17 protein-coding genes and 3 tRNA genes are annotated in these 21,483 nt (G+C 55.8%); 10 read left to right on the forward strand and 10 right to left on the reverse strand.

Annotated features, from left to right (window positions below):
- Together IE156_RS08070 and IE156_RS08075 are read left to right on the forward strand one after the other, a co-directional pair.
- Positions 1 to 666 carry a response regulator transcription factor gene (locus IE156_RS08070; RefSeq protein ID WP_189392006.1) on the forward strand — a complete coding sequence of 222 codons (666 nt, stop codon included), beginning with the start codon at positions 1 to 3 and terminating at the stop codon, positions 664 to 666.
- Positions 663 to 2,024 carry a sensor histidine kinase gene (locus IE156_RS08075; protein ID WP_189392007.1) on the forward strand — a complete coding sequence of 454 codons (1,362 nt, stop codon included), beginning with the start codon at positions 663 to 665 and terminating at the stop codon, positions 2,022 to 2,024. The genes IE156_RS08070 and IE156_RS08075 overlap by 4 nt, the downstream gene beginning before the upstream one ends.
- A 121-nt stretch (positions 2,025 to 2,145) precedes the next feature.
- Here the strand turns inward: IE156_RS08075 and IE156_RS08080 are convergent, their stop codons facing one another.
- On the reverse strand, positions 2,146 to 2,547 hold the full coding sequence (locus tag IE156_RS08080; protein WP_189392008.1) for a DoxX family protein: 402 nt from the start codon (positions 2,545 to 2,547) through the stop codon (positions 2,146 to 2,148).
- Between the two features lie 81 nt (positions 2,548 to 2,628).
- Between IE156_RS08080 and IE156_RS08085 the strand changes: the two genes are divergently transcribed.
- Complete coding sequence (locus IE156_RS08085) at positions 2,629 to 3,354, forward strand: transporter substrate-binding domain-containing protein (RefSeq protein WP_189392009.1); 726 nt, start codon at positions 2,629 to 2,631, stop codon at positions 3,352 to 3,354.
- Here the strand turns inward: IE156_RS08085 and IE156_RS08090 are convergent.
- A complete protein-coding gene (locus IE156_RS08090; protein ID WP_189392010.1) occupies positions 3,338 to 4,243 on the reverse strand; it encodes a LysR family transcriptional regulator in 906 nt (301 codons plus the stop codon). The genes IE156_RS08085 and IE156_RS08090 overlap by 17 nt on opposite strands.
- A 97-nt stretch (positions 4,244 to 4,340) precedes the next feature.
- Here IE156_RS08090 and IE156_RS08095 point away from each other — a divergent pair, with 97 nt between their 5' ends.
- A complete protein-coding gene (locus tag IE156_RS08095) occupies positions 4,341 to 4,784 on the forward strand; it encodes a PACE efflux transporter (protein WP_189392011.1) in 444 nt (147 codons plus the stop codon).
- 98 nt (positions 4,785 to 4,882) lie between these two features.
- On the opposite strand, the gene IE156_RS08100 is transcribed toward IE156_RS08095, so the two are convergent.
- A tRNA-Pro gene (locus IE156_RS08100) sits at positions 4,883 to 4,959 on the reverse strand.
- Between the two features lie 285 nt (positions 4,960 to 5,244).
- Between IE156_RS08100 and IE156_RS08105 the strand changes: the two genes are divergently transcribed.
- Positions 5,245 to 6,867 carry a flavin monoamine oxidase family protein gene (locus IE156_RS08105; protein ID WP_189392012.1) on the forward strand — a complete coding sequence of 541 codons (1,623 nt, stop codon included), beginning with the start codon at positions 5,245 to 5,247 and terminating at the stop codon, positions 6,865 to 6,867.
- 2 nt (positions 6,868 to 6,869) lie between these two features.
- A complete protein-coding gene (locus tag IE156_RS08110) occupies positions 6,870 to 7,286 on the forward strand; it encodes a c-type cytochrome (protein ID WP_189392013.1) in 417 nt (138 codons plus the stop codon).
- Between the two features lie 34 nt (positions 7,287 to 7,320).
- On the opposite strand, the gene IE156_RS08115 is transcribed toward IE156_RS08110, so the two are convergent.
- The 4 genes from IE156_RS08115 to IE156_RS08130 form a co-directional block, all read right to left on the reverse strand.
- Entirely contained in the window at positions 7,321 to 7,581 is a 261-nt protein-coding gene (locus tag IE156_RS08115; RefSeq protein WP_189392014.1) for a hypothetical protein, read from the reverse strand.
- A gap of 232 nt (positions 7,582 to 7,813) precedes the next feature.
- A tRNA-Pro gene (locus IE156_RS08120) sits at positions 7,814 to 7,890 on the reverse strand.
- A 59-nt stretch (positions 7,891 to 7,949) separates the two neighbouring features.
- Positions 7,950 to 9,839, reverse strand: coding sequence for an LTA synthase family protein (locus tag IE156_RS08125; protein ID WP_189392015.1), 1,890 nt, complete (start codon positions 9,837 to 9,839; stop codon positions 7,950 to 7,952).
- Positions 9,840 to 10,083: 244 nt separating this feature from the next.
- Positions 10,084 to 13,641: an indolepyruvate ferredoxin oxidoreductase family protein gene (locus tag IE156_RS08130; RefSeq protein WP_189392016.1), complete on the reverse strand. Its 3,558-nt coding sequence runs from the start codon at positions 13,639 to 13,641 to the stop codon at positions 10,084 to 10,086.
- A gap of 127 nt (positions 13,642 to 13,768) precedes the next feature.
- Here IE156_RS08130 and IE156_RS08135 point away from each other — a divergent pair, with 127 nt between their 5' ends.
- On the forward strand, positions 13,769 to 14,722 hold the full coding sequence (locus tag IE156_RS08135) for a LysR family transcriptional regulator (protein ID WP_373296510.1): 954 nt from the start codon (positions 13,769 to 13,771) through the stop codon (positions 14,720 to 14,722).
- A gap of 8 nt (positions 14,723 to 14,730) precedes the next feature.
- Here IE156_RS08135 and IE156_RS08140 read toward each other — a convergent pair whose 3' ends face one another.
- Complete coding sequence (locus IE156_RS08140; protein ID WP_229841111.1) at positions 14,731 to 15,972, reverse strand: phospholipase A; 1,242 nt, start codon at positions 15,970 to 15,972, stop codon at positions 14,731 to 14,733.
- Between the two features lie 331 nt (positions 15,973 to 16,303).
- Between IE156_RS08140 and IE156_RS08145 the strand changes: the two genes are divergently transcribed.
- The 3 genes from IE156_RS08145 to IE156_RS08155 all read left to right on the forward strand — a co-directional run bounded on the left by IE156_RS08145 (position 16,304) and on the right by IE156_RS08155 (position 18,754).
- A tRNA-Arg gene (locus tag IE156_RS08145) sits at positions 16,304 to 16,380 on the forward strand.
- A 350-nt stretch (positions 16,381 to 16,730) separates the two neighbouring features.
- Entirely contained in the window at positions 16,731 to 17,039 is a 309-nt protein-coding gene (locus tag IE156_RS08150) for a DUF485 domain-containing protein (RefSeq protein WP_189392019.1), read from the forward strand.
- A complete protein-coding gene (locus IE156_RS08155; RefSeq protein ID WP_189392020.1) occupies positions 17,036 to 18,754 on the forward strand; it encodes a cation acetate symporter in 1,719 nt (572 codons plus the stop codon). Before IE156_RS08150 ends, IE156_RS08155 begins: the two co-directional genes overlap by 4 nt.
- A gap of 137 nt (positions 18,755 to 18,891) precedes the next feature.
- On the opposite strand, the gene paaX is transcribed toward IE156_RS08155, so the two are convergent.
- Together paaX and IE156_RS08165 are read right to left on the reverse strand one after the other, a co-directional pair.
- Complete coding sequence (paaX, locus tag IE156_RS08160; RefSeq protein ID WP_189392021.1) at positions 18,892 to 19,851, reverse strand: phenylacetic acid degradation operon negative regulatory protein PaaX; 960 nt, start codon at positions 19,849 to 19,851, stop codon at positions 18,892 to 18,894.
- A gap of 159 nt (positions 19,852 to 20,010) precedes the next feature.
- The gene (locus tag IE156_RS08165) at positions 20,011 to 21,480 is read right to left on the reverse strand and encodes a phospholipase D-like domain-containing protein (protein ID WP_189392022.1); all 1,470 of its coding nucleotides are present in this window, start codon (positions 21,478 to 21,480) and stop codon (positions 20,011 to 20,013) included.
- Positions 21,481 to 21,483 lie beyond the last annotated feature (3 nt).

A 21,483-nucleotide genomic window follows, 5' to 3' on the forward strand; every position in this document is an offset into this window, starting at 1 on the left:
ATGCGGATATTGGTTGTCGAGGACGAACCGACCCTGGCGGGGCAATTGCAGCAGGCGCTAGAGCGGGCGGGTTACGCGGTACAGGTCGCCCACGATGGTGAGCAAGGCCATTACCAGGGCGAGGTTGAAGCTTTTGATGCAGTGGTGCTGGACCTGGGATTACCAGGCATGGACGGGGTATCGGTATTACGGCGCTGGCGTGCGTCCGATATCAATATGCCCGTGCTGATTCTGACCGCGCGCAACGACTGGCATGACAAGGTGGAAGGCATGGATGCGGGCGCTGATGATTACGTCGCCAAGCCGTTTCACATGGAGGAGTTGCTGGCCCGTATGCGTGCCCTGTTGCGCCGTGCCGCCGGGCAAGCCAATCCTCGTTTGCAGCTGGGTGAACTGGAACTGGATGCGCGTTCTTCTTCGATCAGTTGTGCGGGTATGGCCTTGTCGCTGACCAGCCACGAATACCGGCTCTTGGCGTTCATGATGCATCACCCTGGGCAGGTCCTGTCCCGTACCCAGCTGACCGAGCATATTTACTCCCAGGATTTCGAGCGCGATTCCAATACTATCGAAGTTTTCATTGGTCGCTTACGCAAGAAACTGCCACCGGGCTCTATCGAAACCGTGCGTGGCATGGGCTACCGTCTGGTGGACCCTAAAGCATGATTGCCGTTCGCGGTCGCACCGCTCTGGGTTCCCTGCGCAGCCGGCTGTTGCTGGGGACCTTGGCCTGGATCTTGCTCAGTATTATTTTGGCTGGTCTGGGCTTGAATCGCTTGTTTCAAGACCACGTGTACCGGCAGTTCGAGCAGCGTTTGCAGACCCATCTGGACCAGATCATGGCAGACGTGAATCTGGATGCGGCGGACAGCGTGACCTTGCAGTCGCGACTGAGCGACCCTTTGTTCGAACAGCCCTATTCGGGGATGTATTGGCAGATTGCACGCCAAGAGGCGGGTAGTGATCAGTGGGTCGTCGCTTTGCGTTCCACCTCCTTGTGGGATGAGGCGCTGGATGTGAACGCACCGGATACCCCGTCGGGCATGCTATCACTGACTGGACCTGAAAAACAGCGCCTGGTGGTGCTGCGTCAAGAGCTGGACGAGGTGAACGAGAAAGGCCAGAGTCTGCAAATTATGGTGGGCGGCAATCGCGAATTGCTGGCTGAACCTCTGGCCCGTTTTGAACGCATTTTGTTTTTATCGTTGGGTGGTTTGGCAGTTGGACTAATTCTGGCGGCTGTGCTGCAAGTGGTATTGGCGTTGTATCCCTTGCAACTGCTGCGACGTCGTTTGCTGGATGTGCGGGAAGGTCGGGAGCCGCAAGTCAGTGGCAGTTTTCCCAGTGAAATTCAGCCTTTGGTGGATGACTTTAATGCGGTGCTAAGTGCCAATGCGGGCATGGTAGACAGAGCGCGTGCACAAGCGGGTAATCTGGCCCATGCGGTCAAGACGCCTTTGACGATTATGGGCAATGCCGCGCAGGCACAAGATCCGCATCTGGCGGCTCTGGTCAGCGAACAGGTGGCCTTGGCCCAGCGTCAGGTTGATCACCATCTATCACGGGCGCGGGCGATGGCGGTGCGAGCCATAGGAGTACGTACCGATGTGTCTGCCTGCCTGCAATCCTTGTGTCGGGTGATGGGCCGTTTGCATAGCGACAAGCAGATTCATCTGGATATCTCCGAGCAAAGCTTGGTCTTTAAAGGCGAAGAACAGGACTTGCAGGAGATGGCCGGCAACTTGCTGGACAATGCCTGCAAGTGGGCGACGAACCATGTCTGGTGTCAGGTGTGGCAGCAGGACAATGTGCTGCATCTGGTGGTGGAAGATGATGGCCCTGGTTTGGACCCCGAGCAGCTGGAGCGTGTGTTTGGTCGTGGTCAACGGGCAGACGAACGCCATCCCGGTTTTGGTTTGGGGCTGGATATTGTGCGCGAGTTGGCGCGTAGCTATCAGGGACAGGTGCAGGCCAGTGCGTCGAAGAAGGGCGGTTTGCGTCTGGATTTGATGCTGGCCAGTTAAGGCTGAGTCTTGTTAAAGCAGTCCGCGCTGATGTATGACGCTGGCGACTATGCAAATATTGAAAAGCGCCCGGCAGAACGGGCGCTTTTTCTTGGCGGTGTAACTTCTGGAAAGGGTGTGCCTAGTTCCAGGGGCCGCTTTCCCCACCCAAGCTGTAGCGCCCCGCACCAATCAGACCTACGGTGAGCGCTCCGATCAGGAACATGCCTTGTAGCTCCAGCGCCCAAATGCCTTGGGCATTAAAGCTGCCAATCTGGTTGCTGTGGGCCAGCAACAGGGCTATGACCATGTTCATGGCTACAATTAAACCGCCGGCGCGGGCGTAAAAACCCAGAATCATTAAGACAGGTGCAATGACTTCGCCTATGTATACGCCCCAGGCCAGAAAGCCGGGCATATTGTTGGCAATCAGCATTCTTTCGATCCCTCCGATGCCGTAACGTATCTTGGCGATGCCGTGTAGCAGGATCAACACACCGACCGTGACACGAAGCAAGAGTTTTCCAAGATCATCGCGAGACATACAGGCGCTCCATTATGTTTGGGACAGGAAGGTGCGTTATTGTAGAAGAACGGGTTCTTAAAAGTATGACGGAGCATTTACATGACACAGAAACAGGTGCTTGCAGCAGAACTGGCCCCCACCGGGGTTTTGCGTGTTGCCATGAATTACGGTAATCCCGTTCTTGCCCAGCGCGGCAGCAATGAGCAGTCGCCCCGGGGAGTATCGGCGGACCTGGCGCGCAGCGTCGCGCAGGAGCTGGGTTTAAGTGTGCAGTTTCATGCCTACGATGCGGCCCAGGCAGTAGTGGAGGGCGTCTACAAGCACGAGTGGGATCTGGCTTTTCTGGCGATCGATCCCAAGCGCGCGGAGAAAATCCGTTTTACTGAGGCCTATGTCCATATTGAAGGTACGTATCTGCTGCGTGCCGACTCTGCCTTCCAAACGGTTGATGAGCTGGATCAGCAAGGGGTGTGCATTGCCGTGGGCAAAGGCGCGGCATATGACCTGTTTTTAAGTCGCACGTTGCGACATGCCGATCTGGTGCGTGCCACAACTTCTGCCGCCGCTATTGATCTGTTTGTGGAAGAAGAACTGGATGCCGCAGCGGGTGTGCGTCAGCCGCTGGAGCGTTATGCCAGCTCGCGTAGTGGCTTGCGTGTCTTGCCAGACAGTTTTACCGTGATTCGTCAGGCAATGGCGGTGCCTTCGGAGCGCACGCTGGCCCACGCCTGGCTAGAGGCTTTTATTGCCCATCAGAAAAAAGCAGGCATGGTGGCGCAGTTTCTGGCCGATAGTGGCCAGGCCAATGTCACCGTGCCGGAGTAGCTTGAATACGCGTATTCAGTTCGTCGTACAGGGCCTGTCTGAAGAGGGCCTGGGCTTTACCCGCCTCCTGGCCCTTGGATTGCAGCAGATAAATCGGCAAGTCCAGGCCATTGCTGCCTGTAGAGAACTGAATACGGCGTAAGCGGCCCGCCTCCAGCGCGGGGCCCAGGCAAGACAGGGGCAGATTCGCCCAGCCCAGCCCTCGCTCCACCAGCTCCAGCGTCAATGGCAAGCTGTCTGTCTTCCACTGCCGCAGGCTCAGCATGGAGCGGTCTTTACTGGTATCAAGGCCGGGGCTGCTAATCACAATCTGCCGGTAGGCTTTCAAATCTTCGAGTGGCCTAGGGCTGTCTTGTAGCAAGGGATGGCCGGGCGCGGCCACGGCGCTGATGGTCTCGGTCCACAGCGACTGCACAATCCCCACGCTTTCCAGTTCCAGCCCGCCATAGGCGATGCACAGATCCAGCTCGCGTTTTTTCAAGGCATCGATCAGGCTGTCTTGCGGTGCGGTTCGCAGTTCTATATCTAGACCGGGGTAGCGTTGCTCAAGAGTTTGCAGGGCGATTAAGGCTGGTTGGGAGTCTACGTCGCACACGATCCCTAGCCGTAAGTGGCTTTCCAACCCGCCTGACAGTTCTTGTAAATGCAGGCGCAGACCTTGCAAGCGACTGGCGATCAGTTTGGCATCCGGCAACATGGCCAGCAGCTCGGCGCTGGGGACGGGCTCGCGTCGACTTCGATCAAAGAGTGTCAGATCAAGCTCCGCCTCCAGATTGGCCACGGCCATGCTGACGGCAGATTGAGTACGCCGCAAGGCCCGCGCAGCGGCGGAGAAAGAGCCGTGTTCGACCACGGCCAGCAGTAGTTCGAGATGATCGCTAGTAAGCATGACTAAACCATAAGTAAAACTGATGGAATCTGACTTTTTCTAAAAGCTGTACTGCGGATAATCATCCTTTCTGATGTTTTGATCAAGGATATTTATTGTGCAGGGATGGAAAAGAAGAGTTGCCTATGTAGGCATGTTTGAACTGTTGGGCATGCTGGTCGCGGCAACCGTATTAGGGCACTTGAGCGGGGCGGGGGCGATGGAGAGCGGGGTGCTGTCCTTTATGATCAGCACCTGCGCGGTGTCCGTAAACTTGTTCTACAACATGTTGTTTGAAGCCTGGGAGCGTCGTCGTCAGATTCAGGCGCGCACCTTTTGGCACCGGATACTGCATGTAGCCGGTTTTCAGCTCGTGCTGGTGTCTTTGCTGATCCCGCTGATTGCCTGGTGGCTGGAGGTCAGTTTGTGGAAGGCGTTCCTGATGGAGGCAGTGTTGCTGGCCTTCTTCCCGATCTTCGCTTTTCTGTATAACTGGGCGTTTGATTCTATTTTTGGTTTGCCTGATTCGGTCGGCGCGAGCCCAAACCCAAGCCAGAGTTAAGCGTTGTAGTTGTGCTTGTTGGTGCTGGTAGTGTCGGGTAACTAAGCCGGCCAAACAAAAAAGCCTTGCAGATTGCTCTGCAAGGCTTTTGAATTTTTTGGTCGGGGCGATAGGATTCGAACCTACGACCCTCTGGTCCCAAACCAGATGCGCTACCAGGCTGCGCTACGCCCCGACTAAGCAAAAAATTATATCCTGTGGCGATCAACTTGGCAAGCAAATGCCCTTGTAAAAGTAGTGCGACAAAGGCGCATCCGAAGTCAGCTGATTTTCAGGGCTGTAAAGATGTGTTTCTTGTCTTGGGCTTAAACATTTTAGGTGCTTATAGTTGAGATACAAGCTGATAACACGGCATTGTGTTCTTTGTTGTTTTCCATACGAGTAGCATTTATGCACCGGGAGTTGGCAAAGACGTTGGGGGCGAATGCTGCTCATCACTTTTCCCAAAGGAGAAAGCACGATGAGCCAAGTTTCACAGGGTGGAATACTGACACGGCGACATTTCCTGACCATGGTCGGGTATGCCGCAGGTGGCGCGGCGATGTATCAGGCCATGATGCGTCTGGGCCATGCGGCGGAAGGGAGCTACGACGGCCCTATTCGTCTTGAAGGTAAGCCCAAGCCAGGAACCTCTGTTGTGATTCTGGGGGCAGGCTTGGCCGGGATGGTTGCCGCTTTAGAACTGCGCAACGCAGGCTATAAAGTCAAAATTCTGGAATATCGGGAAAAAGTAGGGGGTCGAAACTGGTCTTTGCATGGCGGGGACAGTTTTACTGAGCTGGGCGGTGCCAAGCAGGATGTGAAGTTCGATAAGGATCAATACATCAACCCTGGCCCGTGGCGTATCCCTTTTCACCACAGAGCCCTGATGGACTACTGCAAGCGGCTCAAAGTCCGACTGGAGCCGTTTGTCCAGTACAACTACAACGCCTACCTGCACAGCAGCAAGAGTTTTGATGGCAAGCCTCAGCGCTTTCGCCATATTCACGCGGACTTTCAGGGGCAGGTTGCCGAACTCCTGTCCAAGGCCATTAATACCCAGGCACTGGATGCGCCTATCTCCAAAGAAGATCAGGAAAAGCTGCTGGAGGCCCTGCGTAGCTGGGGAGCGCTGGACAAGAACATGGCTTATGTAAAAGGCCATGCCAGCTCAGAGGTGCGTGGTTTTGAGCGCGATGCGGGCGGTGGCCTGAATGCCGAGCCGACTTTCTCCGAGCCCCTGGCTCTTAGCGATATTGTGCGCTCCAGTGTTTGGCACAATATGGGCATTCACGATTTATACGAGTTTCAGCAGACCATGTTCCAGCCTGTAGGAGGGATGGATCAGATCGGGGTGGCCTTTGGCAAAGAGCTGGAGGGCCTGTTTACCTTCAATGCCAAGGTTACGGCCATCAAACAGGGTGACGGCAAAGTGACGGTGAGCTACACCGACCACGTTAAGGGAGGGGAACACACGGAAACGGCAGACTGGTGTGTTTGCACTATCCCTTTGTCGATTTTGAGCCAGATTGATGTGGATGCCAGCAAGGAAATGCGGGCGGCTATTGATGCCGTTCCCTATGCCCCTTCGGTGAAAATCGGGCTGCAGTTTAAGCGGCGCTTCTGGGAAGACGACGAAGCCATTTATGGTGGGATCAGCTATACCGATTTGCCCATTACTCAAATCTCTTACCCCAGCGGCGGAATGAATGCAGGCGGCAAGGGGGTTTTGCTGGGTGGCTATATGTTTGGGCCCAGCGCAACTGAATGGTCTTCGCTTAGTCCGGAGGACCGGGTCAAGCACGCTGTTCAGTATGGAGCGCAGATTCACCCGCAATATAAGGATGAGTTTGAAAATGGGGTGGCGGTGGCCTGGCATCGGGTTCCGTGGACCTTGGGCTGCTATGGCATGTGGACGGATCAAACCCGCAAGGCGCACTACGACAATCTGTGCCAGATCGACGGGCGGATGGTGTTGGCTGGGGAGCACGCTTCCTATATCAACGCCTGGCAGGAAGGGGCGATTTTGTCCTCCCTGAATGCTATTAGCCGTTTGCACAGCCATATTGTTGGTAATCAGCAAGCCGATTCCAAAGGAGCCTAGTCATGATGATGCGATCTTTAGCTGCCTTGCTGGCCTCGGGGTTTCTGACCGTCAGCTATGCCGATACGGCGGTAGTGGGGGGGGACACGCAGGTCTTTACTCAGAAAACGGGCAAGGATCTGTATGAGCAGGTCTGTGCTTCTTGCCACATGGTCGATGGCAAGGGGGCGCAGGGAGCTGGAACCTATCCGTCCCTGTCCAAGAACCCTAAGTTGGGAGCGCCCGCGTATGCGGTGTTTATGGTGACCCAAGGCAATAAAGGGATGCCCGGGCTGGGGGGCGTGTTAAATGACGAACAGATTGCCGAAGTCGTCAATTATGTACGCTCTAACTTTGGCAATGAGTTCAGCGACAAAGTCAGTGCAAAAGAGGTCGCTGCCCAGCGGCCTAAAGACCACCAATACTTTGATCTGAACTAATCATTGTTTTGCTTGTGAAGGCAGGGCTGGGGCTTTAGGCCTGATAGCCCTGCTGAATCAGCAGCATGCAAAAGCCAAAAGTCAGTAGGGCAAGCGGGAAAGGAAGTAAGGCGATTGCCCGAATACCGAAACCGCGTTGTTGACCGCGTAGACCCCGTCGATAGACGTAGGTGCTGATCAAGCAGGCAAGCAATGGGAACAGGAATACCGGCAGAATCAAAAACAGGGTTGGTAGGGTCAGAAGGCATAGCAGCAAGGAGAGTGCGCTCAAGCCCAGGATTTTTGAATGGCTCATCTCTGATTCCCGATGATATTTTGCGCTTAAAGCATAACGCAATTAAGGCTGCAATCTGATGTCGCTGGAAGCGGAGATATAAGTTCCAAGCTCAGCCTGACGAGGCAGGTCTATAGAATGTAGCCCGCTGATGGCTGCAATTCGTTAGCAAGCAAAACAAGCCATGCCCGACGAACGAGCAAAGAAAAAGGCTTAGTTCACTGTGTAATGAACTAAGCCTTTAATTCTTTAATGGTCGGGGCGATAGGATTCGAACCTACGACCCTCTGGTCCCAAACCAGATGCGCTACCAGGCTGCGCTACGCCCCGACTAAAGACAAGCATGATAGAACGTATTTCTGACTCCGTCAAGCACTACCCATCCAGATTTAACGTTTTTGTAGGTGGGGCAGAGTGTAAGCCTGTTCGTGGTAGGCCCAGCTAGGCCACAGCACGTGGGCCAGGGCTTCTTTGGCCAGTGCTTCGTCAATCTGTTCCAGTGCTTCGTACTTGTCTGGTGCGGTATAGCGGTATTGGAAAGGGGGCTGGTGTGGCATCAGTACCGTCAGGATGTCGCCTTTCAGATAACCGTAGTTTTCAAAGTACTGCATCATGGCCCGGTCGCTGTCTTGCTGGGTCAGGTCGCGCCCGATCATGGGGTGCTCGCTTTCAATACCCATGAGGGACAGCAAGGTGGGAGCCATGTCGATCTGGCTGACGATGCGTTCGTCCTGGCGGCTGGGAACGCCGGCACCCAGAATCAGGGCGGGGATGTGGAAGTGTCGCAAGGGCACCAGATTGGCACCGCCTACGCGTGAATCGTGATCGGCCACAATCAAAAATACGGTGTTGTCCCAGTAGTTGGACTCACGGGCTTTTTTGAAAAAGTCGCCAATGGCCCAGTCGGCATAACGCACGGTATTTTCAACAGTGGCTGGGTCGCCTTCAACCTGGATACGGCCAGCCGGGTATTCCCAGGGCGAGTGATTGCTGACGGAAAAAGCCAGCGTCAGGGTGGGTTGTTCGGTGTCCTGGCTAAGCAGTTGATGCAGCTTGTTGAACATATCCTCGTCGCTGGCACCCCAGGTGCCGACAAATTCGGGAGACTCAAAGCTGGACTGCTCGTGCAACTCATCAAAGCCATTGCCCAGGAAAAAGCTTTTCATATTGTCAAAGTGGGCCTCGCCGCCATAAATAAAGCGTGAGCGGTAGCCTTGTTCTTTGAGCAATTGGGCCAAGGTGAAAAAGCGGGTTTGGGAGCCGGGCAGGCGCAGGACGGCATCGGCAACCGTGGGCGGGAAACCGGCAGAAACCGCTTCCAGACCCCGGACTGAACGGGTGCCTGTGGCGTAGGCGCGGCGGAAGTTCCAGCCAGTTTGAGCCAGTTTGTCCAGCTCTGGCGTCAGGTTCGCACCACCCAGATTGCTCACATATTGCGCACCCAGGCTTTCTTCCACAATCAGCACCAGATTGGGTTTGCGCGGGCGTTGCTGCTTGGGAGTCTGGTGGTGCAACGTGGGCAGATTATCAGGCCCGGCTGGTAGGGACGCCGCATCACGCACGATCTGGTTCATTTCTGCGGTGTCCATACCGCCATAAATGTCTTCGGCCGAGCGCTCGTTTTTCATGCTGTAGATGGCGTAGGCTACGTTGTACAGCGAGTTCAAGGGCAGGGTATTGAGCATGCTGTCGCTGCTCCAGGCCACCGATGAAGGGTTGATGGGGCGGTGTGCCAAGGTGCCGCGTATCGCCAGGGCGCACAAGGCCGCGCCGACCAGCATCCAGATCGGACGCAGCCACCAGCTCATGACGGGATCGGGGGCGATATGCCCAAAAATAGACCAGCCTGAATACACAATCAGCCCCAGCCCGATCAGGGCGATACCGATCATCAGTTTGTAGCCTTTCCAGAGCATGCCCATGACTTCCTGGGGGTGCTTCAGATAGTCCACATAAAGCCGGTTCGGGCGAGTGTCGTATTCAATAATGAATTGGGGCGTGGAGACTTCCAGCAGGGTCAGCAAGAACCAGGCGAAGGTAAACCAGATGGCCGCTACCGTTGTCATCACCGGGAAATGCCCCAGCCAGGGGGCCAGCAGGATAACTGGTGCGCTCAAGGCAGCAATGATCAAAGCGTCAATTCGCAAACCGCCGATCAAGATAGGAAACAGTCCTCCTGCCTGACGCACACGTGGCCATTGCCACAAGGCAAAGGCCAGCCTGAACGCGGTCAGCAAAATCAGGGCAGAGGGAATGAAGGCGTAAACAAGATGGCGCATAAGAATGTGGTCCTGGGCCGACCCATGCGCCACGGACGGTGGCACTGGCATCGAATTGCACGATTGTATGTCAGTTTAATGAGCAAACTATGTCGCTAAACGGGCGAGGTCTGCCAGGGGAGAGCGATCAATCGGTAAGGCGGCGTTTAAAGACGAAAAAAGAGCAGGCCGCTTAGTAAGACAGCCTGCTGTTAAGGAGGAGTTAAAGGGGGGGGCAGCCCTGTGTGCAGGGCTGGCGATAGCTTTAGGCAACGCGTTTGCTGGGTTCCGTCCGGGAGCGGAACTGGCTGCGTTGTTGTTCACGCAGGGCATAGGCTTTGAGGTGACCGGCTTCCTTGACATGGCCGTAGCCACGGATCAGATCCGGGTAGTTCAGCCAACGCTGCGCGACTTCCAGATTGTCCGCATCCAAGTGTGCGCTGACTTCATTCAGGTCGGCCAGATAGTCTTCAATGTTCTGACGCTCCTGGCGGCGCTCCTGGGTGTAGCCAAAGATGTCCAAGGCGGTGCCGCGCAAACCACGCAGACCGGCCAGAATCTTGAACAGGCTGTGGGTCGATGGACCGAACTTGCTCTTGATAGGCTGGCCCTGGTTGTTTTTGCGACCTAGCAGGGGCGGAGCCAGATGGTATTGGATCTGGTAGTTCTTGCCAGGCTCACCTGCAAACTGAGCACGCAGCTTGTCCAGGAAAGCGGGATCAGTATAGAGACGGGCAACTTCGTACTCGTCCTTGTAGCTCATCAGCTTGGCCAGTTGTGTGGCGGCGATGCGGCTTAGAGGCAAAGCCTTGTCTTGGTCCAAGTGGGATTCACGTTCCATGATCGTATTGATAGCATCACGATAGCGCTTGGCCCAGGCGGGGTTTTGGTAGGCGCTTAGATGCTCTTCCATGCGCTTGGTCAGGGATTGCACGCTTTCAGGGAATGCAACGGCGCGTGCCTTGGGTTCAGCACCTTCCATCAAGGCGTCGAGACCCTTTTCAGCCGCCAGACGACCCCACTGGAAGGCTTTGCGGTTGGCCTCAACGGACACGCCGTTCAGTTCAATGGCGCGCAGCAAGCTGTCCATATGCAGGGGAATCCAGCCGCGCTGGAAGGCATAGCCCAGCAAGATGGGGTTGGCATAGAGCGCGTCGCCCATTACGTGTACGGCCAGCGCATTGGCGTCCAGGTAGCGGATGTCTTGGCCAACCGCGCTTTCAATATCCGTGCAGGCTGTTTGCAGCGGGAACTTCCAGTGCGCGTTGCCAATCAGATCCGAGGTTGGGCTGGCGGCGGTATTGATAATGGTGTGCGTGCGGTCCCGGCTGACGCGACTAAGTACATCGGTCGAGGCGCTGACCAGGGCGTCACTACCAATTAGCAAAGAGGCTTCGCCGGTAGGCACGCGGGTGGCATGCAGCAGATTGGGTTGGCGAGCAATTTGCACGTGGCTTAATACGGCGCCGCCTTTCTGAGCCAGGCCGGCCATATCCAGCACGCTAACGCCTTTTTGCTCGATATGGGCTGCCATACCGAGCAGGCCGCCTACTGTCACCACACCGGTACCGCCGATACCGGCGATCAGAATGCCGTAGGTCTTGTCCAGGTTGGGCAGCTTGGGTAGCGGCAACTCGGCCAGATTGAACGATTCCAGCGAACGGCCCTGGGCTTCGGGTTTGCGTAGCTGTGCCCCTTTCAGGGTGACAAAGCTGGGACAGAAGCCGTTGACGCAGGAAAAGTCTTTATTACAGGAAGACTGGTTGATGCGGCGTTTGGAACCCATAGGGGTGTCCAAAGGCTCTACAGACAAACAGTTGGATTTGACCGAGCAGTCCCCACAGCCTTCACAGACCGTGTCATTAATAAAGGCGCGCAAGGCGGGGTCAGGATAAGTGCCTTTTTTGCGACGACGGCGTTTTTCTGTTGCGCAGGTCTGGTCGTAGACCAGGATGGTGGTGCCGGGTACTTCGCGTAATTCGCGCTGCACACGATCCAGCTCATCACGGTGATAGATGGGCGGGTTGCCTGCCAGGCTCAGACCTTTGAACTTTTCGGGTTCGTCGGTGACGACCACAATCTTGCGGGCGCCTTCGGCGTGCACCTGGGCAATCACGTCGGTGACTTTCAAAATCCCGTCTACCGGCTGGCCGCCTGTCATGGCGACGGCGTCGTTATACAGAATCTTGTAGGTAATATTGGAATTGGCCGCGATCGAGGCGCGAATGGCCAGAACCCCCGAGTGGAAATAGGTGCCGTCGCCCAGGTTGGCGAACACGTGTTTTTCATCGGTAAAGGGCTGTTGGCCAATCCAGGCCACCCCTTCGCCACCCATATGACTGAAGGTGGAGGTGCTGCGGTCCATCCAGACGGTCATGTAGTGACAGCCAATCCCGGCCATGGCGCGGGAGCCTTCAGGCACGCGGGTGGAGGTATTGTGCGGACAGCCCGAACAGAACCAGGGTTTGCGCTCGACGCTGACGCGTGGCATGCGGGCTTCACGGTCTTTGGCGTCCAGAATAGCCAGTCGAGCCTGGATACGGGCTTGCAGCTCGTCTGGAATATCCATGGTGCCCAGGCGGCGAGCAATGGCGCGTGCAATGATAGCGGGTGATAGTTCACCTTGAGGGGGCAGCAGCCAAGGCGAGCGCGACAGGGACCATTCGCCGCCACCATGCTCAGTCTCGTCGAACTTGCCGTAGACCTTGGGGCGTACATCGTCGCGCCAGTTATAGAGTTCTTCTTTAAGTGCGTATTCCAGAATCTGACGTTTTTCTTCTACCACTAGAATTTCGGACAGGCCGGTAGCAAACTGGCGGGCGTCCTGCCCATCCAGTGGCCAAATACAGCCTACTTTAAAGAGTCGGATACCGAGTTCGGCACAGAGATCGTCGGACAAGCCCAAATCGGCCAATGCCTGACGGGTGTCCAGATAGGCTTTACCGGCTGTCATGATGCCAAAGCGCGCCTGTTCGGAGTCAATCTCGACACGGTTCAGCTTATTAGCACGCACATAGGCCAAAGCCGCGTACCACTTGTGGTTCATCATGCGGGCTTCTTGAGCCAGCGGAGGATCGGGCCAACGGATATTCAGGCCGTCAGCTGGCATGTCCTCAATCTCGGGCAGGACGATTTTCAGGCTGTCCGGGTCCAGGTCCACAGAGGCGTTCGATTCCACCACTTCGGTGACGCACTTCAAGGCCACCCACAGACCGGAGAAGCGGCTCATGGCCCAGCCATGCTGGCCGAAGTCCAGGTATTCCTGCACGTTGGCCGGATACAGCACGGGAATCCCGGCGGCGGCAAAAACGTGATCGGATTGATGGGCGACGGTGGAGGATTTGGCGCCGTGGTCATCGCCCGCGAGTACCAGCACACCGCCGTGGCGGGCGCTGCCGGCCGAGTTGGCATGCTTGAGCACGTCCATGGAGCGGTCCACGCCAGGGCCTTTGCCGTACCACATGGCAAAAGTGCCATCGAAACGGGCGTTGGGGTAGAGATTGGTTTGCTGGCTACCCCAAACGGCAGTGGCTGCCAGGTCTTCGTTCAGACCGGGCTTGAAGACGATGTCGTGTTCTTTCAGGTGTTTGCTGGCTTGCCACAACGCCTGGTCTACGCTCCCTAATGGGGAGCCCCGGTAACCAGAGATGAAGCCTGCCGTATTTAAACCCGCGCGCTGGTCGCGTTCTTTTTGCAGCATGGGCAAGCGCACCAGCGCCTGGGTGCCGCTCATATAGGCGCGGCCCTTGGTGACAGTGTATTTGTCGTCCAGGGACACGGATTCCAACATGGCCTTGTAAGGTTTGTTGAGTGGGGCATTCATGAGTTTGTCTCCTGCAAGAAGGATGGTTTTCGTGCAAGTTGTTGTAGTTTGTTCTTTAGTCTAGGACAGCTTTTTGTTATCGTAAAATCAAATTTACGTGTACCTGATATCTGAAAAACGGATGGCTATGAAACACGAAGTGACCTTGAGACAGTTCCGTTATTTCATTGCTGCGGCGGTCAGCGGGCAGTTCTCTGCTGCGGCCCAGGCGGAGAACGTATCGCAGTCGGCCATCAGCAATGCAGTGCAAAGTTTGGAGCGCCAGCTAAATGTGGCGCTGTTTGAACGCTTGCCGCATGGCGTGGAATTAACGCCACAGGGGCAGGCGTTTTTCCACCATGCCCATCATGTGATTGATGCGGTCAGCGATGCGCTAAACCATGCGGATTTGCGACGTCAAAATATCGAGGGGCAGATTCGGGTGGCGGCGGGCTATACCGTCTTAGGGTATTTCTTACCCGATCTGATCAGCCGCTTCAAGCACAGTTATCCCAATATCGATATCGAACTGGTGGATATGGAACGCCCCGAAATGGAGGCGGCTCTGCAAAGCGAACGTATCGATTTGGGTGTTGCTATTTTGTCGAATATTAGCGATCTGGCCAGGTATGGGCATCATCGCTTGAGCAGCTCGCGTCGTCGCTTATGGGTGTCAGATCAGCATGCCTTGGCAAATGAATCCAGTGTGATGCTGGAGCAGATCAACAATTATCCCTTTATTTTTCTGACGGTGGACGACGCAGAGACCGCAGCTAGGCGGCATTGGGGGCTGCCTGATTTTCCTGAGCGTGTGGCAATGCGGACGCGTTCCCTGGAAGCTGTGCGCGGTTTGGTGGCGTACGGCTTTGGTGTGACGATTTTGTCCGATATGGTTTACCGACCCTGGTCCCTGGAAGGCAAGCGTATCCACGCCATCGGGATTAGCGATCCGGTGGAGTCAGTCGAGGTGGGTTTGTTATGGCCAAAAGGACGGGAGCCGCAAGGTTTGGTGGCTATGTTCCAGCGCTTTTTGATCCAGGCCTGTGATCATGATATGGCCCGCGCCGGCATGGGTAGCCGACGCGGTGGGGGACTGCTTTGATGCTCGGTTTACGGCACTAAAGCCAGACCAATGCGGAATTGCGAAGAACGATCACGGTAGCCCAACATGGTTTCGGCATAGCCCGAGAAATACTGGCCATAGATATAGCCATTCATGTTCAGCGGCGTGCGATTCAGTGGCCAGGCAATAGCAAACTCGTGCGTATTCCGGCTACCTGCACCCTTGTTGTACATGCCTGACAGCACCAGCCCGTTGTCCTGGGCGTAGCGCAGCTTCCAGTCGTAACGGCCACGGTAGTGCGCCCAATCTGCGTTTTCGCCCATAAACACATAGTGTTTGATGCGCGGGGCAAAGGTCAGCGTCGCGCCGTGATCGAAACGGTAATTGAATTCGGGCTGGATGAAGACCTCGTTCATGGAACGGGAGTCATCTCCGGCCTTACCGTTGGAGGCATGCTCATAACCAGTGGCCAGACCCATGAACAGACGCTTTTGCTCGGATTCCCAGATGAAATCCTTGCGCCAGAAGAAGCTGGGTCGGTAGGTGGTGTCTACAAACGGCTTGGAGTCGGCGTGCAGATCCCACAGCGCAGTCTGCGTATAGCCGATGTAGAAGTGGTCGTAGAAGCGCGGGTTGCTCGGATCGGACGGCGAGTGCAGGCGATACTTGAAGCTCAGCTGGAAGCGAGCATTGGTGCCGCCCTTATTGCCCCCGATAAAGTAAGTGGGGTCGTGTGCCGAAATGGCGTTGCTGAAGTTCTCGAAGCTCGAATTTGCAGGACGCAAGCCCTCGCCGCTATTAATAGCCGGGCCTTCGGGGCGTGCGCCAGCGGCGACCGCTTGCGCATAAGGCAGTTCAGGATCAATCACACGCGGATCGCTGCCTGCACCAGCGTTGATAACAGGCGCGGCTGCGGGGCGCGAGGTAATCGGGCTTTGGCCTTCCGGATTGGTATCCAGCGCCAGCATCACACGCTCCCCCTCAATATTCACGGCTTGCAGGCCAGTCAATCCATTGGGGACGACCGCTCGCCAGCTATAAGCGCTGAAGTTATTGGTAGGGATTGACGCTCGGGGTCGGGCGGTAACCAGTTCGGCCAAGCTGCGGATGACGTTGCCGTTATTGTCGCGCCACTGCAAAACCAGGTTTTGCGGGGCGGTCCAGCTCATCAAGCTGCCTGTGTCGTTATAGACGATGGCATCAATATTGACGCTCTCGCCGGAACTGGCCTGCACTTGGCGCAACTGATAGCTAATACCCGCCTGTGCGGTATTCAGGAGTGCGCTCAAGAGAAGAAGTGGGGCCGATAGTATTAAAGAGTGCTTACTTAATTTCTTTTTGGTCGGCATGAAAAGAGAGTCCAGAAAAACGAGTTAATCCGTACACGACTGTACCATTTGGTCCCTGAAATACTACTTATAATTATTTTTCTTACAGTATTGACACTCTGACTAGCTTGCCGCTTATCTAAAATTACTTTTCAGGCTAGAATACTCGATTGTCCTTTTTGGCCCTGTTTTTTTGCAAAAATGTGGCCTTGAGTCGGTTCAGATTCTTACGGAACCGGAATTTCAGGACCTTGCATCGCCCAGCCTGGTTTGGCGGTGCTATCAGAACCTGGCGGGTGTAGCTCAGTTGGATAGAGCACAGGCCTTCTAAGCCTGGGGCCGGGGGTTCGAACCCCTCCACCCGCGCCATATCTACGTCCTTTCTTACGCAGCGCCTGCCTGTCCTTGTCGGGCCGCCACCACCTTCCTGCGTGGTCTTTTCTTGCTGCTTATTCTATTGTAAGTCGCTGTTTTAACAGTGTTTTTCCTGATTTTCCCAGGGGCTGTTGTCCTGTGGTGCTGGGGTGTGTTTGCCCTGTCCTAGGCATAACCCTGATGCCGTGCTAACAGTAAGCATGGTGTAAGTGTCGGGCTCTAATGTTCACCGCATAGGCGTCGGCAGGCGTCTTTACAGCGCCGTTTTCAGCCTTTCCTGGCTGAGCCGGTTCAATAAGATACGCCAGCAAAATAAGGCGTTCAGAACAATGCGGAGACAAACTATGCAAGACCCCCTTGTAGGTCGGATTACGGCCAATCCTCGCTATCAGAATCTGGTCAAGACCCGGCTGCGGTTGGGCTGGATATTAACCATTATCATGCTGGTGGCTTACTACAGCTATATCGGCATTATTGCTTTCGACAAGGAATTGTTTGCAGAGCGGCTGGGTGATGGCGTCATGACTTTGGGTATTCCCATTGGCTTTGGAGTGATTGTCCTGGCGGTTGTCATTACGGGCATTTATGTCTGGCGTGCCAATACCAAATTTGACCAGATGGCCAAGGAAGTTCTCGAGGAGGTGCGTAAATGAAGCATTCCCATCTTCGTTCTGGCCTGGTTTTGGGCTTGATGCTGGTCAGCCCCGCCTTGCTGGCGGCGGGCGGTGACTTGGGCGAGCTGCAAAAGCAGCCGACCAACTGGACGGCCATTGGCATGTTCGCGGCCTTTGTTCTGGCGACCTTGTGGATTACCAAATGGGCGGCTGCCCGCACCAAGTCGGTCTCTGACTTCTACACGGCAGGTGGCGGTATTACAGGCTTTCAAAACGGCCTGGCCATTGCCGGTGACTATATGTCTGCGGCTTCCTTTTTGGGTATTTCGGCTGCGGTGATGATCAACGGCTATGACGGCCTGATCTACTCCATCGGCTTTTTGGTCGGCTGGCCCATCATTACGTTCCTGTTGGCAGAAAAACTGCGTAACCTGGGCAAATTTACCTTTGCTGACGTGGCGGCTTATCGCTTTCGCCAAGGTCCTATCCGTGCTTTTGCGGCCTCGGGCACCCTGGTTGTGGTCTTGTTCTACCTGATCGCCCAAATGGTGGGTGCAGGCCAGCTGATCAAACTTTTGTTTGGTCTGGAGTACTGGGTTGCTGTGGTGTTGGTGGGTGTGCTGATGATGGTGTACGTGCTCTTTGGCGGCATGACAGCCACCACCTGGGTACAGATCATTAAAGCCGGTCTGCTGCTGTTTGGTGCCACGTTCATGGCCGTTATGGTGATGGCTCAGTATGGTTTTTCGCCTGAAAAGCTGTTTGCTGCTGCGGTTCAGGTCAAGACAGATGCTGCTCTTGCTGCCGGCAAGGACGCCGTCCAGGCCTCCACGATTGGTCAGGCCATTATGGGGCCTGGTAACTTCATCAAAGACCCCATCAGTGCCATTTCCTTCGGTATGGCTTTGATGTTCGGTACGGCAGGCTTGCCACACATTTTGATGCGCTTTTTCACGGTGCCTGATGCCAAAGAAGCACGTAAATCCGTGTTCTGGGCAACCACCTGGATTGGCTACTTCTACATCCTGACGTTCATTATTGGCTTTGGCGCCATCGTGCTGGTGTCGACCAATCCACGTTTCCTGGAAATTGGCGGCGACCTGATTGGTGGTTCTAATATGGCGGCGGTTCACTTGGCTGATGCCGTGGGTGGTGACGTCTTCCTGGGCTTTATGTCGGCTGTTGCCTTTGCCACGATTCTGGCTGTGGTGGCGGGTCTGACATTGTCGGGTACCTCGGCGGTTTCGCATGACCTGTATTCCACGCTGATCAAGAAAGGCGAGGCTACCAACGAGGAAGTGATGCGTGTATCGCGTGTCACGACCTTGATACTGGGTGTCATTGCGGTATTGCTGGGCATTATCTTTGAGAAGCAAAACATCGCCTTCATGGTGTCTCTGGCTTTCGCGATTGCTGCTTCGGCTAACTTCCCTGTCTTGTTCCTGTCCATTCTGTGGAAAGGCTGCACGACTCGTGGTGCCACGATTGGGGGCTTCCTGGGCTTGATCGTTGCCTTGCTGCTGACCATGCTCTCGCCATCGGTGTGGGAAGCCACACTGGGTAATCCGGTTGGTTCGGCGCCATTCCCTTATGCATCGGCTGCTTTGTTCTCCATGCCTTTGGCCTTTATCGCGATCTGGTTCTTCTCGATCACTGATAGAAGCGAGCGTGCGGCGATTGACCGTGCCGGCTTTGAGGCGCAGTCCGTCCGTTCCGAAACAGGTGTGGGTGCAGAAGCCGCGTCTTCGCACTAAGCCATCCTGACAGGCCGGGCTTACCCGCCCGAGCCTGGCTCTGCTCATCACTGGGCACAAAAAAACCGGTGTGATTAAAAGTCACACCGGTTTTTTTATGAGCCTTTACGGCTGCTTGGAAGGTGCTGGTATCAGCGTCAGGCTTGATCTTTGGCAGGGGTGGGCAAGCCGTCAAAACGCTCGTAGAAATAAGCAGCGGCTTCCGGGGCTTGATCGTCCTCGGCTCGCAAGGTGGACAGGATATAGCGTTCGGCTTTGGCGCAGACCTGGCGGTACACATCCCGGCACAGCTCGTAAGCTTGCTTTCCGGCCCAGCCAGCAGGCAGCAGCTCAATGGGCAACTGGGGATCGTGCAATTGAATACGGCGGAATTCGTGAATCAGCAAAGTGCGAATCACAAAAGCGAGTTCGTCGTCATAGGACTGGCCGGCGTCCAGCATTGCCAAGGCCGGTGCAAAGCGCTGAATGAACTGCCCATAGCCGCTGGCTACCTGGGCCAGATCCCAGCTGTCCTGAATCAATTGAGACAGGGGCCGGGTCTGTGGCAGCTGAGACGGTTCCAGCTTGCCCACATAGACCAGGGATTGGGCCTGCGTGGCCTGCAAGATGTAATCCAGAATGGTGTGGTCCGGATTGGGATGCAAGAAAGCGGTAGGGGACAGGGCGCAAAAACCTTCCCACAGCAGTTCTTTGCGCAGGTCTGCGCGTTGCTTGGAGTTCATCATCAGGCTGGGCATGCTGAAGATCAGCGTCCATTGCCCATCCCAGGCCAGATAGGTCGGGGTGTAGATGCGTTGATACGCGTGTTCAAAACGCCGACTGGCTTCGGGACGCAAGGTGTACTGGCTGCGTCGCCCTTCACGCTGCGCGCTTAACCAGCCTTCTTCTGCCAGTCGATACACGCTGGTGCGCACCAGCCGGTCGCTGATCCCAAAGGGGGCCAGCAGTTGAATCAAACTACCCAACCACAGTTTGCCGCCATGCGGGCGGATGACGTCGCCAAACAAGGTCATGACCAGGGACTTGGCACGGGGAGGGCGATTTTCCAGATGGTGGGCGGCCCAGTGGGCCAGATCGGAATAGGGAAGCTCGGACATTGTTTTTTTAAAGGCGCTCAAGGCTGTATGGGAACGGCACGCCTATCTGTGTAGACCGTTTAAGTGCTTGATTATAGAGGGTGGGTGCGCAAGCGGATTGAAAGATTGTGCAAGCCAAGGGCTTTCTTGAAGCCTGTACGATTTTTAGGCGTACCCACACTAGAGATAAGGACTGGCCAGCCAGATAAGGCGATTGCGCAAACGCTTGCCAAAGCCGATTGAGGTCAAGGACTCCAGGCTAACGGCTTCGGCCTCTTCAATTTCCCGATCAATCAGGTTCTGGATTTGGCGGGCCGTATCGCGGCTGTAAATCTCTACATCCAGCTCAAAGTTCAGGCGCAGGCTGCGCGGGTCCAGATTGGACGAGCCAATATAAGACCAGACACCATCGATGGTCATGAGCTTGGAGTGGTTGAAAGGGCCGCAAGCCCGCCAGACGCGACACCCGGCACGCAGGACCTGATCCAGCTGGGCCGTCATGGCGTAATTGACCAGCCGCAGATTGTTTTGTCCAGGAATGACGATATCCACTTGTATGCCGCGTCGGGCGGCCGTGTTCAAGGCTCCCAGCAAAATCTGGTCTGGCAGAAAATAGGGAGACTGAATGCGAATATGGCGTTGGGCAACCGCGAAAGCGCCTTGCAGCATATGGTGTGTGCTGGCCATGAAGCGATCAGGGCCGGAGGCAATGCAACGTGCGGGAACATGGGGCTTGGGAGCAGGCGAGGCACTGGCATGCCAGTAGGCGGGGGACAGATCCTCGCGGGTGGTGAACTGCCAGTCGTGGCGAAAGGAGGCCAGCAATTGCATGACAGCCGGGCCTTCCAAACGGAAGTGGGTGTCTTGGGAGGGCTTGCCGTCGCTGTACTGCTCCATAAAGGATTCGCGCAGGTTCATGCCGCCGGTAAACCCCACTGTGCCATCCACAATTAAGAGTTTGCGGTGGCTACGCAAGTTGGCGTAGGGCATGCGTAAAAAGCCCAGGGGGTTGGTCATGAACAAGGCGCAACGTATGCCTTCGCGGCGCAGCGATCGGACAATGGGAATGCGTGAATATTTGGCACCGATGGCATCAACCAGGACGCGTATCTGCACACCGCGCTGATGGGCCTTGGACAGCGCACTGACAAACTCACTCCCTAAGCGGTCACTGTCGAAAATATAGCTTTGCAAGGCAATCGTGCTGCGAGCCTGGTGAATGGCTTCCAGCATGGCGGGATAGGCCTGATCGCCGCCCATTAGTACCCGTACATTGTTTCCATTGCGTAATTGGCTGCGGCTGACCCGGTCCCCCAGAATCTGTAAAGAACGGAAGGGCGCGCCCACCAAGGCACCAATATCGGAGACGGGAGGATGCAGGTAGGTGACTTGTTCATAGAACACATCGGCACTGTGTTCCAGCCGGCTTTGACGGCGCACCCGGTTAATACCGGCAATCAGATACAAAAACGGCCCTAATAGCGGGGACATGATGATGACACCGACCCAACTGATGGCGGCGCGGACATCATTTTTGGTCATGGCGGCATGAATCGCCGCCGAAGCGCCCAGGATAACGCTCAGCGCCAGAGCCAGATGCGGCCAATAATCGTGCAACAGGGAGCGCAGGTGTATCAGATGCTCTTGCATGGG

It is taken from the genome of Alcaligenes pakistanensis, from assembly GCF_014652815.1.
Lineage (GTDB): Bacteria > Pseudomonadota > Gammaproteobacteria > Burkholderiales > Burkholderiaceae_B > Alcaligenes > Alcaligenes pakistanensis.

Bases quoted from the DNA above. Each gene is read 5' to 3' on its own strand.
- IE156_RS08070 (WP_189392006.1), top strand. From the start codon at position 1: ATGCGGATATTGGTTGTCGAGGACGAACCGACCCTGGCGGGGCAATTG.
- IE156_RS08075 (WP_189392007.1), top strand. From the start codon at position 663: ATGATTGCCGTTCGCGGTCGCACCGCTCTGGGTTCCCTGCGCAGCCGG.
- IE156_RS08080 (WP_189392008.1), bottom strand. From the start codon at position 2,547: ATGTCTCGCGATGATCTTGGAAAACTCTTGCTTCGTGTCACGGTCGGT.
- IE156_RS08085 (WP_189392009.1), top strand. From the start codon at position 2,629: ATGACACAGAAACAGGTGCTTGCAGCAGAACTGGCCCCCACCGGGGTT.
- IE156_RS08090 (WP_189392010.1), bottom strand. From the start codon at position 4,243: ATGCTTACTAGCGATCATCTCGAACTACTGCTGGCCGTGGTCGAACAC.
- IE156_RS08105 (WP_189392012.1), top strand. From the start codon at position 5,245: ATGAGCCAAGTTTCACAGGGTGGAATACTGACACGGCGACATTTCCTG.
- IE156_RS08110 (WP_189392013.1), top strand. From the start codon at position 6,870: ATGATGATGCGATCTTTAGCTGCCTTGCTGGCCTCGGGGTTTCTGACC.
- IE156_RS08115 (WP_189392014.1), bottom strand. From the start codon at position 7,581: ATGAGCCATTCAAAAATCCTGGGCTTGAGCGCACTCTCCTTGCTGCTA.
- IE156_RS08125 (WP_189392015.1), bottom strand. From the start codon at position 9,839: ATGCGCCATCTTGTTTACGCCTTCATTCCCTCTGCCCTGATTTTGCTG.
- IE156_RS08130 (WP_189392016.1), bottom strand. From the start codon at position 13,641: ATGAATGCCCCACTCAACAAACCTTACAAGGCCATGTTGGAATCCGTG.
- IE156_RS08135 (WP_373296510.1), top strand. From the start codon at position 13,769: ATGAAACACGAAGTGACCTTGAGACAGTTCCGTTATTTCATTGCTGCG.
- IE156_RS08150 (WP_189392019.1), top strand. From the start codon at position 16,731: ATGCAAGACCCCCTTGTAGGTCGGATTACGGCCAATCCTCGCTATCAG.
- IE156_RS08155 (WP_189392020.1), top strand. From the start codon at position 17,036: ATGAAGCATTCCCATCTTCGTTCTGGCCTGGTTTTGGGCTTGATGCTG.
- paaX (WP_189392021.1), bottom strand. From the start codon at position 19,851: ATGTCCGAGCTTCCCTATTCCGATCTGGCCCACTGGGCCGCCCACCAT.
- IE156_RS08165 (WP_189392022.1), bottom strand. From the start codon at position 21,480: ATGCAAGAGCATCTGATACACCTGCGCTCCCTGTTGCACGATTATTGG.